13 protein-coding genes are annotated in these 12,729 nt (G+C 35.5%); 11 read left to right on the forward strand and 2 right to left on the reverse strand.

Features of this window, described 5'->3' with window-relative positions; genetic code table 11:
• The first annotated feature begins 75 nt into the window (after positions 1–75).
• From PS1M3_RS13045 to PS1M3_RS13065, 5 genes are all read left to right on the forward strand, one after another.
• Positions 76–867: a hypothetical protein gene (locus PS1M3_RS13045; RefSeq protein WP_203984724.1), complete on the forward strand. Its 792-nt coding sequence runs from the start codon at positions 76–78 to the stop codon at positions 865–867.
• A 114-nt stretch (positions 868–981) separates the two neighbouring features.
• The gene (locus PS1M3_RS13050; RefSeq protein ID WP_203984726.1) at positions 982–1,689 is read left to right on the forward strand and encodes a hypothetical protein; all 708 of its coding nucleotides are present in this window, start codon (positions 982–984) and stop codon (positions 1,687–1,689) included.
• On the forward strand, positions 1,689–2,174 hold the full coding sequence (locus PS1M3_RS13055) for an RNA polymerase sigma factor (RefSeq protein ID WP_010555728.1): 486 nt from the start codon (positions 1,689–1,691) through the stop codon (positions 2,172–2,174). Before PS1M3_RS13050 ends, PS1M3_RS13055 begins: the two co-directional genes overlap by 1 nt.
• Positions 2,175–2,179: 5 nt before the next feature.
• Complete coding sequence (locus PS1M3_RS13060; RefSeq protein WP_203984728.1) at positions 2,180–2,734, forward strand: hypothetical protein; 555 nt, start codon at positions 2,180–2,182, stop codon at positions 2,732–2,734.
• A gap of 361 nt (positions 2,735–3,095) precedes the next feature.
• Complete coding sequence (locus PS1M3_RS13065) at positions 3,096–5,276, forward strand: response regulator (RefSeq protein ID WP_203984730.1); 2,181 nt, start codon at positions 3,096–3,098, stop codon at positions 5,274–5,276.
• A 105-nt stretch (positions 5,277–5,381) separates the two neighbouring features.
• On the opposite strand, the gene PS1M3_RS20075 is transcribed toward PS1M3_RS13065, so the two are convergent.
• Positions 5,382–5,480, reverse strand: coding sequence for a hypothetical protein (locus PS1M3_RS20075; protein ID WP_010555724.1), 99 nt, complete (start codon positions 5,478–5,480; stop codon positions 5,382–5,384).
• Between the two features lie 181 nt (positions 5,481–5,661).
• Here PS1M3_RS20075 and PS1M3_RS13075 point away from each other — a divergent pair, with 181 nt between their 5' ends.
• From PS1M3_RS13075 to PS1M3_RS13100, 6 genes are all read left to right on the forward strand, one after another.
• Positions 5,662–6,558: a LysR family transcriptional regulator gene (locus PS1M3_RS13075; RefSeq protein WP_203984731.1), complete on the forward strand. Its 897-nt coding sequence runs from the start codon at positions 5,662–5,664 to the stop codon at positions 6,556–6,558.
• 285 nt (positions 6,559–6,843) lie between these two features.
• Entirely contained in the window at positions 6,844–7,422 is a 579-nt protein-coding gene (locus tag PS1M3_RS13080) for a hypothetical protein (protein WP_010555722.1), read from the forward strand.
• 69 nt (positions 7,423–7,491) lie between these two features.
• On the forward strand, positions 7,492–8,268 hold the full coding sequence (locus PS1M3_RS13085) for an ETEC_3214 domain-containing protein (protein WP_138740146.1): 777 nt from the start codon (positions 7,492–7,494) through the stop codon (positions 8,266–8,268).
• Positions 8,269–8,281: 13 nt separating this feature from the next.
• Positions 8,282–9,673, forward strand: coding sequence for a transglycosylase SLT domain-containing protein (locus PS1M3_RS13090; protein ID WP_203984732.1), 1,392 nt, complete (start codon positions 8,282–8,284; stop codon positions 9,671–9,673).
• Between the two features lie 79 nt (positions 9,674–9,752).
• Positions 9,753–10,646 (forward strand): hypothetical protein, encoded by an 894-nt coding sequence (locus PS1M3_RS13095; RefSeq protein ID WP_235591583.1) that lies wholly within the window; start codon positions 9,753–9,755, stop codon positions 10,644–10,646.
• Positions 10,643–11,179, forward strand: a complete 537-nt coding sequence (locus tag PS1M3_RS13100) for a hypothetical protein (RefSeq protein WP_008128829.1) — start codon at positions 10,643–10,645, stop codon at positions 11,177–11,179. The genes PS1M3_RS13095 and PS1M3_RS13100 overlap by 4 nt, the downstream gene beginning before the upstream one ends.
• Positions 11,180–11,262: 83 nt before the next feature.
• Here PS1M3_RS13100 and PS1M3_RS13105 read toward each other — a convergent pair whose 3' ends face one another.
• Positions 11,263–12,573 carry a hypothetical protein gene (locus PS1M3_RS13105; protein ID WP_203984734.1) on the reverse strand — a complete coding sequence of 437 codons (1,311 nt, stop codon included), beginning with the start codon at positions 12,571–12,573 and terminating at the stop codon, positions 11,263–11,265.
• Positions 12,574–12,729: the final 156 nt, after the last annotated feature.

Consider the following 12,729-nt stretch of genomic DNA (forward strand, 5'->3'; position numbering starts at 1 on the left):
CCGTGCAAGAACTTGTGGCATAAGAATTAACCTACTAGTATCAGTAAGTAGTTTTCAATATTGGTACAAATTAGTATGATAAGTTTTAATACCCCTAAACAATTTTGGCTTTTTTCTTTAATATTTTTATCAGCCTGCGGTTCAGGCAGCAGTAATACCAAAGTTCCGCAATCAAATACAAGTGAAAGTCCGACTCCAATTACACAAAACAATATCGAAGATAATTACAACATTATTATTTATGGCAATAGTCACAGCAGTCAGTTAGGGCGGATCATTGAGCATATAATCGAAAACCAATACCCAGATAAGTCAGTTCAAACAACCACAGTGTCGGGACCTTTTTTAGATAATATTGTGAGTATTAGGGCAAACGTAGACAAACTTAAAAACAAAAATCTAAGCCATGCCATTTTTCAAGGCCAAAAATACTCTCAGTCTGGTTTAACAACTTACCCTACTGATGCCGCTGAGCATTTAATTTCATCAGCTAAGGCACAAAATATCACACCTATTTTATTTCCTGAACACCCACAAAGAGGCAACCCTGAAGAAGGCCAGCGTGTATACGACTTACATTTATCAATAAGCGCTAAACAACCTAGCTGCGTAGCTCCTATTGGCCTTGTTTGGAACAGGCTTTTAGTGTTAATGCCAAATGCAAAACTACATATGGATGATGGCAACCATGCCTCTTATGCAGGCAATGTATTAACAGCAATGACTTTTTCAGAAATAATTACTTCACGACCCGCAGATATCATGAAATTTGACCCAACTATTAATTTGTCAAAGCAAGAACAAGCTCTATTTGGTCAAGTAGTTACTGAAGTGCTTAATTTATATCCTGCTTGTGGTGTAAGTTAATCTAATTATAAATCTATTTTTGTGTTTTAAATTTTTTACTTTAATTAAAAATAAAATGTCAGGTTATTCTCATTGTTATCGACTAATAACATAACAATCAAAAGGAGAGTAATTATGAATACATTAACAGTAACTCCACTACATAGTTTACCCGCTAATAAAGCTAATCAATGGCTTAAAGACGGTTTTTCACTTTTTAAGCAAGCACCTGTAAAACTTTTTTTATTTTTACTGCTTCCTTTAATTATTGAAGGTATTCTTCAAATATTACCCGCCCCTTATGGCATGCTAGCCTCCAAATGGGCTGCCACTTTTGTGGGCAGTAGCGCTGTTATCGTCATTCACCATTTGGCCACTCAAAAAGTATTTTCATTGAAGTCGATTTTTAAAGCTAAAAACTGGCTAAGCATGATTCCGCTTTCAGCAATTTTAGCATCTGCTTTTTTTATTCAGTTATTTGTAGCAAAGCTTTTACTAGGAAATGATGGCATAAATTTACTTTTATTTTCGCAGCCTACTGAAGTTACCCAATGGCAACTAGGTATTATTTTTGCCTCGGTTATTCCTGTTACACTGCCTGTCAGTTTTGCAGGCTATTGTGTTTTACTTGGTGATAAAAATGTACTGCAAGCATTAAAAAGTAGCCTAAATGCTTTTTTCTATGCGTTTAAACCAATGTGTTTAATCGCGCTAATTTCTTTCTTAAGTCTATTGTTAGCTCCTTATACTTTTTTATTAAGTGCGATTATTACGGGTCCTATACTCACGTGTATAAGCTATATTGCTTATAGAAGTGTATTTATCAAAAACAAGGAAGACTAGTGGAAAAAAGGGATCATATTCATGAGATACTATTGCAATACGCACCTTTAATGGCGCGTATTGCTACAACACATGAAGCAGACCAAGCACTTAGAGAAGACCTACTGCAAGATATATCGTTAGCTGTTTGGCATGCAGTAGAAAACTTTAGAGGCGATTCAAGTATGAAGACCTTTATTGCTAGGGTCGCACACAACCGTGCTGTCGATCATGTTTTAAAAGAAACACGTCGCCAAGATCGTCATAATTTAAGCGACCCTTTACTTGACTTGGTTAGTACTGATTCTCACCAACACAGCGATAACACGTATGATTTAATGACAGCGATGAGACGGCTACCATTAAAATTTAGGCAAGTTATTTCTCTTCAATTAGAAGGTTTTAACCAAGCCGAAATAGCACATACGTTAGGTCTAAACGAAGCGAACGTTGCCAAGCGCGCTAGCCGCGCACGTGTGCAACTTCAAAAGCTAATGGAGCAATAATAATTATGGATCCACTATTAGAACAATGGCAAAAAGACTATAAAAATGCGACTCCAAAACTGGATACTGCCGCACTACTGAGCCAAATTACATCGGCTAGAAAAAAACAATCAATTAAAGCATGGTTAGACTTTGTTGCTGGCGCATTTGTTAGCTTATTTTGTATCTATGCATTAGTTTTTGAAGCAACTAGCACTCTTGAGCAAGTGTTATATGCAATTTTAACTCCGTTACCAATTGGGTTTTCAGTATGGGCATTTATTCAGCGCAAAAAGCTAATAAAAACACACACCCTAGATGTTAATGGTTTACTACTTTTTAAAAAGCAGCAGCTCATTAATCAAATAAACTATTGGCGCTTAAACCTTATAGGCTGTTCCATTTTGTGGGCAGCACTTTGCATCACTGCGGCCGTGAGCATTTTAATGTACAACTACACAACAATATGGCTCACACAAGTAGGTATTGGCACTTTGGTACTAATTGCCACACTAGCTCGCTACATTCATGTAAAGTTAAATTTTAAAAGTAAGCTAAAGCTAATTGAAAGTTTAAAGTAGATTTGCCAACTTAAATTACTCAATAAGGGGTTACACCAAAACTGTAAACTAAATGAAATATCTAATGACATTTAAAATTCATTAAAATAAACAATATATGAATGCTTGGTTGGTTTAATTTCAAAGGTACAGTGCTTACCGTTCTTGTCACTAATAAGGGGCCGTAAATTTTTATAACTGATTAATTAACCTTTCAACTTATTTTATTGAGCTTAATGTAAATCAATAACTTTTTGTAAATGGCGGGCTGTCTATAATAAAGCTAACGAATATTTGTCTCTTTATTGTAACTTGTAGTTAAAAGTTGTCATTCAGTTCACTTTACTTCTATAGTAACGCTATATAAACATTAGGTATTACTATGCAAAAAGCGCGAATTCCAGCGGATGAACAATCTCGATTAAAAGCATTATATGAGTACGAAATATTAGATACAGAAGCAGAAAAAGTATTTGATGACTTAACTCAACTTGCCTCAGATATATGTGATACCCCCATATCACTTATAAGCTTAGTCGATCCGCAAAGACAATGGTTTAAATCAAAATACGGTATTGATGCGACTGAAACAGAGCGTGATATTGCGTTTTGCTCCCATGCTATTTTGCAAGACCAAGTATTTGAAATACAAAATGCTTTACTTGATGAGCGTTTTCACGACAACCCTTTAGTAACCAACGATCCAAACATTCGCTTTTATGCAGGTGCCCCCCTTATCACACCGCAAGGCAGTACAATTGGTACTTTATGTGTAATTAGTGATAAACCTAAAAAATTAACTAAAAAACAAATTAGTGCGTTAACTATTTTAAGTAAAGAGGTAATAGCCCAATTAGAGTTAAGGCTAAAAAACAGAGAACTAAGTAAAGCATTAGAACAGCAAAAAACTCATATTCAAGAGCTTGAAAAACTAAAAGCTGAATCAGATACATCCAATAATTTAAAAGGTAAATTTTTAGCTAATATGTCGCATGAGCTAAGAACACCACTTCACGGTATCTTAAACTTGGCCGAATTTGGCTTATCTGACAGCAGTAATAGTGAAAAAGATATTGCGCTAAAAAGTATTCTAAACTCAGCCAATATTTTATCCAATATAGTGAATGATATTTTAGATTTTTCAAAAATAGAAGCTGGAAAATTAGATATTGAACATATCGACTTTAACCTTAAAGACGTTGTTAATGGTGTAATTGAGCCACTAAAAAAACAAGCCTCTGATAGAGGTATAAAGTTTAATGTATCAATAGATAAAAAAGTGGCTGAAACATTAAAAGGTGACCCACTAAGAATATCGCAAATATTAAATAACCTATGCTCAAATGCAATTAAATTTACTCAAGCTGGGCACGTTGATTTAATAATTAACTTAAAAGGCCACTCTTTAAATACACAGAACATAGCATTTAAGGTCATAGATACAGGTATAGGGATAAACAAAGCAGCACAAGCAAACTTATTTAAAGAATTTCATCAAGCTGACTCATCTACCTCTCGTAAATTTGGTGGTACAGGGTTAGGCCTTTCCATTTGTAATAAGTTAAGTCATTTAATGGGTGGGAAAATCAGTTTTACCAGCCAAGAAAATGAAGGCTCTACATTTATTTATCAGCAAAGCTTTGAAGCATCGATTTTAGATAGTTTGCTAAAGAAAAACAAAGAAGTAACTGATTTACAAGGCTGTGCTATTTTAGTTGCGGAAGATAATAAAATAAATCAAATCGTCGTCAATAAAATGTTAAAAGCGCACAACACTCAAGTGATTTTTACTGAAAACGGTAAAGAGTGTGTTGATTACTTTGTTAACAACCACGTTGATTTAATCTTTATGGATATTCAAATGCCAGTAATGGATGGAGTTGAAGCAACCAAGGCCATAAGAGCACTGAAAAACGGTAAATCAATACCTATCATTGCCATGACTGCCAACACAATGAAACAAGATATTGAGCATTACCTAAATATTGGCATGGACGGTTATTTAACTAAGCCATTTAATAAAGATAGCTTGAACAGCTTGCTTAATGTTTACAATCCAAACAACGAAAATCTCAAAGACTTAGCAATAAAAATTAGTGACCCGAGCATTAAAAGAGAACATAAACTTAAACAAACATGCCGTGAACTAAAAAGATTAATACCTGCGGCCAACAGAGTCAGCTTATGGCTGTTTAATGAAGAATACTCTGAGATAAATTGCTTAATGTGCCTTGATGAGAACGATGAAGTCATTCTTGACTCAGTATTAACAGCAAAAGACTACCCAGATTACTTTAACTACATACTAAGCCACCAAATACTTGATGCCCCCGATGCAAGAAATCACGAAGTTACAAAAGGCTTTACCAAAAGCTATTTTGAGCCATACGATATTTACTCACTACTTGACTACATTTATTTTAAAGATAATAAGGCACTAGGCGTGATTTGCTGTGAAAGTATTGGATCGAAAATATCATGGACCCACGCAGATAAAGAAGCCCTGATAAAAATAACAGACTTAACTACGTTATTTTTATCAAAACAAATAGATCTCAATTGAACTTATGACTATTAAACCGTAAACCTTTGTAGAGTAATTTTGCCTATAAATAATAAAAAAGCCGGGCACATTTAATAAGTGCTCGGCTTAAGCCGACACGACAATTTATAGTGAAATAACCACTTTCCCCATACCTTCACCACTAGCAAGGCCATCATGCGTTTTACCTGCATCCTCAAGATTAAATTCAATGTTGTCTAACACAGGCAATAGGCGCCCTTCATCAATAATTGTTGCAGGGTTAGCTAGTATTTCGCCATGCTGCTGGCATTTACGGTACCCCCTTGTTTAGTTTAAACAGCCAGTATATTTACAAGAGATACCCATGATAATACACTCAAATGAACAGCTAGTTTTAAAATTTAATTAATAATAGGCTTTAATAATGAACAATGAACACCTAAAGTTATTCGTTCGAGTCGCCTCTACACACAATATTAGTTCAGCAGGCGCGGAACTTGGCCTTTCGCCGCCGGTAGCTAGCATGCATATTATTAAGCTTGAGGAATCGCTTGGTGTAAAACTAATTCACCGTACAACAAGGCGAGTATCTTTAACTGAAGAAGGCCGAGAGTTTTTACCTCACGCTGAAGAAATATTAAATGCTATAAATAGTGCAAAAGCAGCTGTAGGCGCAGGCTCTTTTACCCCCCAAGGCACGATTCGTGTTGCAGCCCCTTCCTCATTTGGTCGTATGCATATAGTGCCCGCACTTAAAGCTTTTGTTGATCAGCACCCTGAGCTTAAAGTGGATTTAAGACAAAGCGATAGTATTGTAGACATGGTAGAAGGTGGTTTTGATATCGCTATCAGAAATGCCGAGCTTAACGATTCAACCCTCGTAGCCAGAAAGTTAGCCCGCGACCATAGAATTATATGCGCCTCACCAGGCTACATAGCAGAACACGGAGAACCAAAAACACCACAGGACCTTCTCAACCATAATTGTATTAAATTAATTGGGATTGACTACTGGAGCTTTAAAACGCCAAATGGCATTGAAAAAGTTAAGATAAAAGGCAGTATTCGTATTGATAATGGAGAGTCGATCAGGGATGCGTGTATTAATGATGCAGGTATTACTATTTCGTCTATTTGGTGCGCCCAAAACGCATTAAAAGAAGGCACCCTAGTTCAAATACTGAAAGATTACCCCATGGATTCTAATGCCGCTATTTGGGCTGTATACCCAAGCTCCCGATTGCTTGCACCAAAAGTACGTGCATTTATCGACTTTTTTATAAAGTATTATGGCGAAATCCCATATTGGGAAACGGCGTAAGTGGCACGCTCTTAAACTTTCAACTAGGTATAGTACTTAAAAACATAAAGTTGTTTCTGTTAAAGAATTTAAATACCTGTGCGTATTAAAAATTATTTAAAAACACTAATCTATATTAATTATTAATAATTTGGTTTATTCTTTAAAACTAGCGATTTAAGCATGGAGGCAATCAAATAATGCAGTTTTTCATTCCCTCCTTTACACAAATAAAACTATTCTACAAACATACAATTAGTGTCTGCTTAAATTTTCACCTAAATTAACTACAAGGTTAGTGACTATATGAAAATATCCCGCACATTATTAACATCTGTTGCCGTTGTTGTTATTGCTGGCTGTAATACAGTTGCAGAAAAAAGCGCAAGTACACCTGTTTCAAATCTACCTGACTGGGTTTTAAACCCTCATGTAAGTGAAGGCATTGCCGCGACAGATTGTGTGAAGTTCTCAGGCAACTTATCTATTGATAAAAAACTCGCAACAGCAAACAGTCGTCTAGCGCTAGCACAACAAATAGAAACACGTATTGAAGGGCTTGAAAAAACATATAGCAATCGTACAGACGCAAACGACGATACTACTGTTGGTACAAGCTTTAGTTCTGTTTCAAAGCAACTAACCAAGCAAAAATTGCAGGGCTCTAGGCTAATAAAATCGGATATTGTTAATATATCTGGAAAAGATCATTTTTGTGTACTTACAGCCCTTGAACCAAATCAAACAAAATCCTTATTCAATGACATTCTTAAACAAAGTCAACGAACCATAAACCCCGCTGACGAAAAGTTTTTGTATCAAGAATTCAAAGCCAAAAAAGCCGAAAACGACCTAGATCAAGAAATAAAAAAACTAACCAATTAATTGCATAGTTGTCGGTCAAAAAACTTCACCAAATTACTATGCGTGAAGTTTTCTATTATAAGTAAAAATATGACAGAAAATAATAATCAAACATCAACCTGGAAAAAAGTACAAAGCTCTATCTTAATGATAGCCGCTATATTGATTTCTATTGGACAGTGGGGTGATACAAAAGATGTTCTTAAAAGTGCTTACTCTGCGTTCGTAGAGAACTTTACACATAAAGTTCAGTATAAGCAGATAGATAAAGTTAACATAGGTAATAGCATCGCTTACATCAAAACATTTCTAGGGGAGCCTAACGCAGTAAAAAGGTCACGAATAGATATTGATGTTGAGTTTTACTATTACATTAGAAAAAAGTTTATCTTTACTGTCATCACCTCTGACAAGCGTATTAATGGTTACTCCGTAGTGTCACGTATTTCAGATTTTTCTCCTGAGATACCTTTCTCGGGCCCACTGGGCGAATCAACAATTTTAGAGAAAAATTCAAGTGAATTTGAATACAGCTTTGACAATCGTAACTTGACTTATTATCTAGAATCTCAAAATCTTGGTAAAGAAAAAATGTTTCTTTCTTTATCCAAAGGGTTTATTGGCTACGCCGCAGTTCCTGGCTCCGTAAAAGTACCAGAGAAGTATTTAGCAACAATAAAAACAAGTATTAACACGATGGATTCTTTGGCTACCTATTCAGATAACCTTAATGAGTTGAAAAAGGAAGTTGAATCATTACGAGCGAAGATAAAGCCCAACTATTATGCAGTCAGTGAATTAGAGAGCAAAATTGTTGCAGAGTCCTTACTCACCCGATTTGAGTACCAAACATTAACAAAAAGTTGATAAAGGTTTTTTTATGAGTTTATTCAAACTTAATTTATATGTACCACTATTTACCACCTTAATGCTAAATGTAACGGAAGTTTCAGCTCAACAAACAAATGACCCATTTGAGCAGCTAGAGCAAGAAATGGCCGCTTTAGAAAAAGAAGGCAGTGCAGAAGAACTAAAAGAGTTTAACGACTGGAAAGAAACCTACTTATCTGAATATCAAGATTTTAGACGCAAACATTTTAAAAAACTTGATGATATACGCGACAAGCTCATTAACACGTGGGGTGAAACAGATCCTCAGCTTTCTAGTCAAACGACCTACTATAGCCCTGATAACAAAGCAAAAACCACTATTGACTATGAGAATGACCAGATAAGTATTAGCATTTTGCACAACGAGCAAGAACATGTTTCTACAAAAGATATCAGTAACGCTCTAAAAAGTGCGTTAAATACTAATGAAGTGGTAGCGAGCAAAATAAATAGCACTTCATTTAAGATACTTAAAAAAAATATAGAAAATATCTCTCCCGTTGAAACGCAGGTTGAATTGATTACACAGCCTGAAGCATTGATAGAAAAAGAAATTAATAAAATAAATAAGCAAGCTATTGAAGCTCGCCAACAAGTTGAAAAAGTGTTTGATATGTCTTTACAAGTATCATCACCTGTTCAGCTAGATAGCGAAAATTCACTCGCTAAAAAGAAATTGACTTCAGAAATAGCAAAAATAGAATCAGAAAAAACACAGCGTATAAAAAGCTTAAAAGCGTCGCAAGTAGGAGCTAACGCGATGCAACAAAGAGAAAAGCTAAAAAATAAACGAGTTACCACCTACACCATACCGCTTGCCCATCGCAGTTTTATAAAAAAAGCAGCCCCCTATAAAAATATCGTTAGTAAGCATAGTAAGCATTGGCGGTTGCCCGAGAGTTTGCTTTTTTCGATTATCCATACTGAAAGTCACTTTAATACTCAAGCAGAATCTCCAATCCCCGCCTTTGGTTTAATGCAGATTGTGCCTATAAGTGCAGGAGCTGATGTTAATCTTTTTTTACATAAGAAAAAGAACATCATGAGCAAGGAGTATTTATTCAACCCAAAGAATAATATTGAAACAGGTGTTGCATATATGCACCTTTTAAACACACGCTATTTGGCTAAAATAAGTAATCAGCAAAGTCGGTTTTATTGCATGATTGCAGCTTACAACACCGGTGCAGGGAACGTAGCTAAAGCCTTTAACACCGATAACTCAAGAAATATCAATAAAGCTTCTAACATAATAAATAAAATGACGCCTGAAGAGGTCTATAACAAGCTTATTAGAGACCTTCCATACGAAGAAACAAAAAAGTATTTACAAAAGGTGCTAGAGCGTCAACCTATTTATAAGTCTATGGACCAAATTTAAAACCACTTATCGGGTGATTAATTGCCTTTCCAGCAAAAAAGGCGTTAGTTTCACATTCAACATGGAAATGGAAAAAGCGATGCTAAATATTAAAAAAACATTCACACATTCATTATACTTTTTTAGTTTATTGGCTGTACTTACTGGCTGCGCTTCAAAAGTTGAAATTGATTCAACAATGAATATGCCTAGTAAGTCAGGCCTTGCTCTTGATCATATTGCTGTAGTTGGTTTTAACGGCGATAAATATAACATTAAGGGAAATGCGCTTTCGGCAAAAATAAAATCTAAATTAATGAGGCATGGATATGTAAAGGTACATGCCAATTCCCCCTATAAGCTGGTTGGTGAAATCTCACCATCTCGAGTAGAGCGTAATTCATGGAGTGAAAAGCATGAAGGAAAAAAAGAAACGTGGTACAGCTATCATGCATCGGTTAAACAAACTTTAACCCTAACTTATTACGTTATTTATGGCCAGCAAACACTAAATAGTGCCTCTGAAACATTTACTTACAGTAAAGAAAAAAGCTCAAGCGAAAATAGAAGTAAAGCAAAAGATAAGCTCCGGACCGACTCTGAAGTTGCTGACTTTTTAATAGAAAAGGCGGCTGACTTTGTTGTTAAACAAGTTTCCCCATATCGTTCTTTAGTAAAACTTAATTACCTAAATGGGGAAGATGAAAATATTGATTTAGGTATAGAGTATGTAAAAAAAGACCGTTTAAGCCAAGCTTTTAGTATTTTTGAACAAGTTGCTCAAAATAGTAATTCAATTGAAGATCAAGCCATAGCCCTTCACAACCAAGGTTTAATAAAATTAATGCAGGGCAAACATACAGAAGCTTATGACTTAATGACAAAAGCGAATCTTATTGATCCTAGAAACTTTGATATTCTTGATTCAATAAAAGAGGTGGAAGACTACAAAGTATTAAGTGATGCGCATAAAAAACAAAGAGGCCTAAAATGAAAATATTACCGCTAATCCTAATTACTTTTTTAGCGGGGTGTGCTTCCAGTAAAAATAATGAATACGACATCGTTATTCCTTTAGCTGAAAGCAATAAAATAAAACCTCAGCAAACCGAAAAATCGAGTGGTAGCTTTAAAATACATTACAAAAAAGATATTAATAATAACCCTATCGTTAAAACATTAAACAGATCTACCACGGTGATGGGTAATGATGAGGAAACTGTAAAAAGCTTAAGAGAACGCGCCAAAAAAGAAATAGTTCAACTAGCTACAGAGGAAGTAAACGGTGTTGTTATTGCTTCAACATCGAAGACTAATACGACTGTTATTAATGTTGACTCAAACAAAAGTAACACACGCTATTCAAGACAGGATTTTTCTGAAAAGGCCGTCGCACAAACAGCTGGAATTGCACAAGTAAAAAACTTGCAATGCCAAACACTACCAACTAAAGCAAGTAACTTAACAGTAACGTGCAGTGCTGATGTTACGGTACACCTAATTGAGAATATTGATTTTACCCAATAAACTTTTTACGTCGACCGAAAGCTAAAACATTATTTTTAAAAGGCCACAAGTGTGGCCTTTTAATACATAACTAAACGCAATGACTAATATATTTCAGCACTCACAAATGTATATACATAATTACTAAACTCTGGCTTAGTTAAATGCCCACCTTCAGACATCGTATCTAAAAGTTTTGCATAACTGTTTGCATCGGTTGCATTACCGGCATAGCCATAAAGCAATACCGTTAACTCTTCTAAAATAACCTCATCAGTGGGTTCAGGGAACACACTACCAAAAGACAAATCTGGAATTTGACCACTTATGCCCGCTTTTATTGTCCAATCAAATCGGCTTTCAGCAGAATCATCAACTAAAAAGCTGTAACCCCATATTGTGCGAGCAAACCGATTGTCAACATTACCAAAGTCAAAACTTGAATCATTGTTTTCAGCAAATTGAAGTAAACTAAACCCTAAATCGTCAGTAACGATCGGAAGTGTGGTCAGCTGATAATCACCATTAGTATCTACTGCGCTTCGGGCATAGCTTTGAAACTCAACATCAACACCATCTACATTCATAAGGTCTGACATAAAATCAAGTTGCACATAAAAATTATGCTCAGTTACTGTTGGGAATACAAAAAGCGTGTTTGATATTTCAGAACCACTATATTGAACAAACCTATACGCATTATCAGCTTCTATATAACCTCGAGTACTAGCATAATCAGCATCAATATCTAATTGAACAGGAACTTCAACACCGTCATGAATAAAATCTTCATCTGTTAGGGTAATAACTGATGAGTTTACCGGTATATCAATAACGGCAGCTTTTGCATCAACTGAGTAACTAGAAAGCGCCGTTAAATAAAGCTTATTATCATTCGGGCAAACATTTACAGACCCCGAAACTTCGTTACCTTGTGATTGATATATTGTGTAATCAGACGCAATCGTACTTAGCGCTGTTGTATCAACACTATATTCAGTACATCCACAGTCACCTGTGAAGTCATTAAAATAAAAGGTGCCTAAATTAGTTCTATTATCAATATCAAGCTCAGTGATAATTTGCTTATAACCACCGTCTTCTTCATCAAACACATCACCTAATACTGATACATGCTTGGTGCCTGAGGGTAACTCACCTGAAAACTTACCTTCTGCATCGGTTTTAACAGAACCGATAGCACCGCCATCATCATTATGAAAAACAACATCTGCTTGATACGCAGAATCAGCCCCGCATTCGCGAGTTAATGTTTGTAAAGCAATAGTTTGAAGTTGGGCAGTGTTGCCACCGCTTGACGAGCCGCCAGAGCTACTTTCTGATGAAGAGCCACCACATGCGCTAAGCGTTAAAGAAAGTGTAATAGCAAGCGGGGTAAGTATAAATTTATTCATTTTAATTAGTCCGTTAAATTGGTTCACCTAGCATTATCTCTAATTAGCAAAAGCAATAACAAGATAGCCACCACCAAAACGGTTACAAAATTGCAATAATTTGTAAACAAGCCGCGATTAAGTACCTCACACATAACACCATTTACTAAATTAACT

Source organism: Pseudoalteromonas sp. PS1M3 (assembly GCF_016865405.1).
Lineage (GTDB): Bacteria > Pseudomonadota > Gammaproteobacteria > Enterobacterales > Alteromonadaceae > Pseudoalteromonas > Pseudoalteromonas marina.

What these genes read in the sequence shown, in the direction of transcription:
- PS1M3_RS13090 (WP_203984732.1), top strand. Translation starts at nt 8,282, where the DNA reads ATGAGTTTATTCAAACTTAATTTATATGTACCACTATTTACCACCTTA.
- PS1M3_RS13050 (WP_203984726.1), top strand. Translation starts at nt 982, where the DNA reads ATGAATACATTAACAGTAACTCCACTACATAGTTTACCCGCTAATAAA.
- PS1M3_RS13045 (WP_203984724.1), top strand. Translation starts at nt 76, where the DNA reads ATGATAAGTTTTAATACCCCTAAACAATTTTGGCTTTTTTCTTTAATA.
- PS1M3_RS13105 (WP_203984734.1), bottom strand. Translation starts at nt 12,573, where the DNA reads ATGAATAAATTTATACTTACCCCGCTTGCTATTACACTTTCTTTAACG.
- PS1M3_RS13060 (WP_203984728.1), top strand. Translation starts at nt 2,180, where the DNA reads ATGGATCCACTATTAGAACAATGGCAAAAAGACTATAAAAATGCGACT.
- PS1M3_RS13080 (WP_010555722.1), top strand. Translation starts at nt 6,844, where the DNA reads ATGAAAATATCCCGCACATTATTAACATCTGTTGCCGTTGTTGTTATT.
- PS1M3_RS13100 (WP_008128829.1), top strand. Translation starts at nt 10,643, where the DNA reads ATGAAAATATTACCGCTAATCCTAATTACTTTTTTAGCGGGGTGTGCT.
- PS1M3_RS13075 (WP_203984731.1), top strand. Translation starts at nt 5,662, where the DNA reads ATGAACAATGAACACCTAAAGTTATTCGTTCGAGTCGCCTCTACACAC.
- PS1M3_RS13095 (WP_235591583.1), top strand. Translation starts at nt 9,753, where the DNA reads ATGCTAAATATTAAAAAAACATTCACACATTCATTATACTTTTTTAGT.
- PS1M3_RS13065 (WP_203984730.1), top strand. Translation starts at nt 3,096, where the DNA reads ATGCAAAAAGCGCGAATTCCAGCGGATGAACAATCTCGATTAAAAGCA.
- PS1M3_RS13085 (WP_138740146.1), top strand. Translation starts at nt 7,492, where the DNA reads ATGACAGAAAATAATAATCAAACATCAACCTGGAAAAAAGTACAAAGC.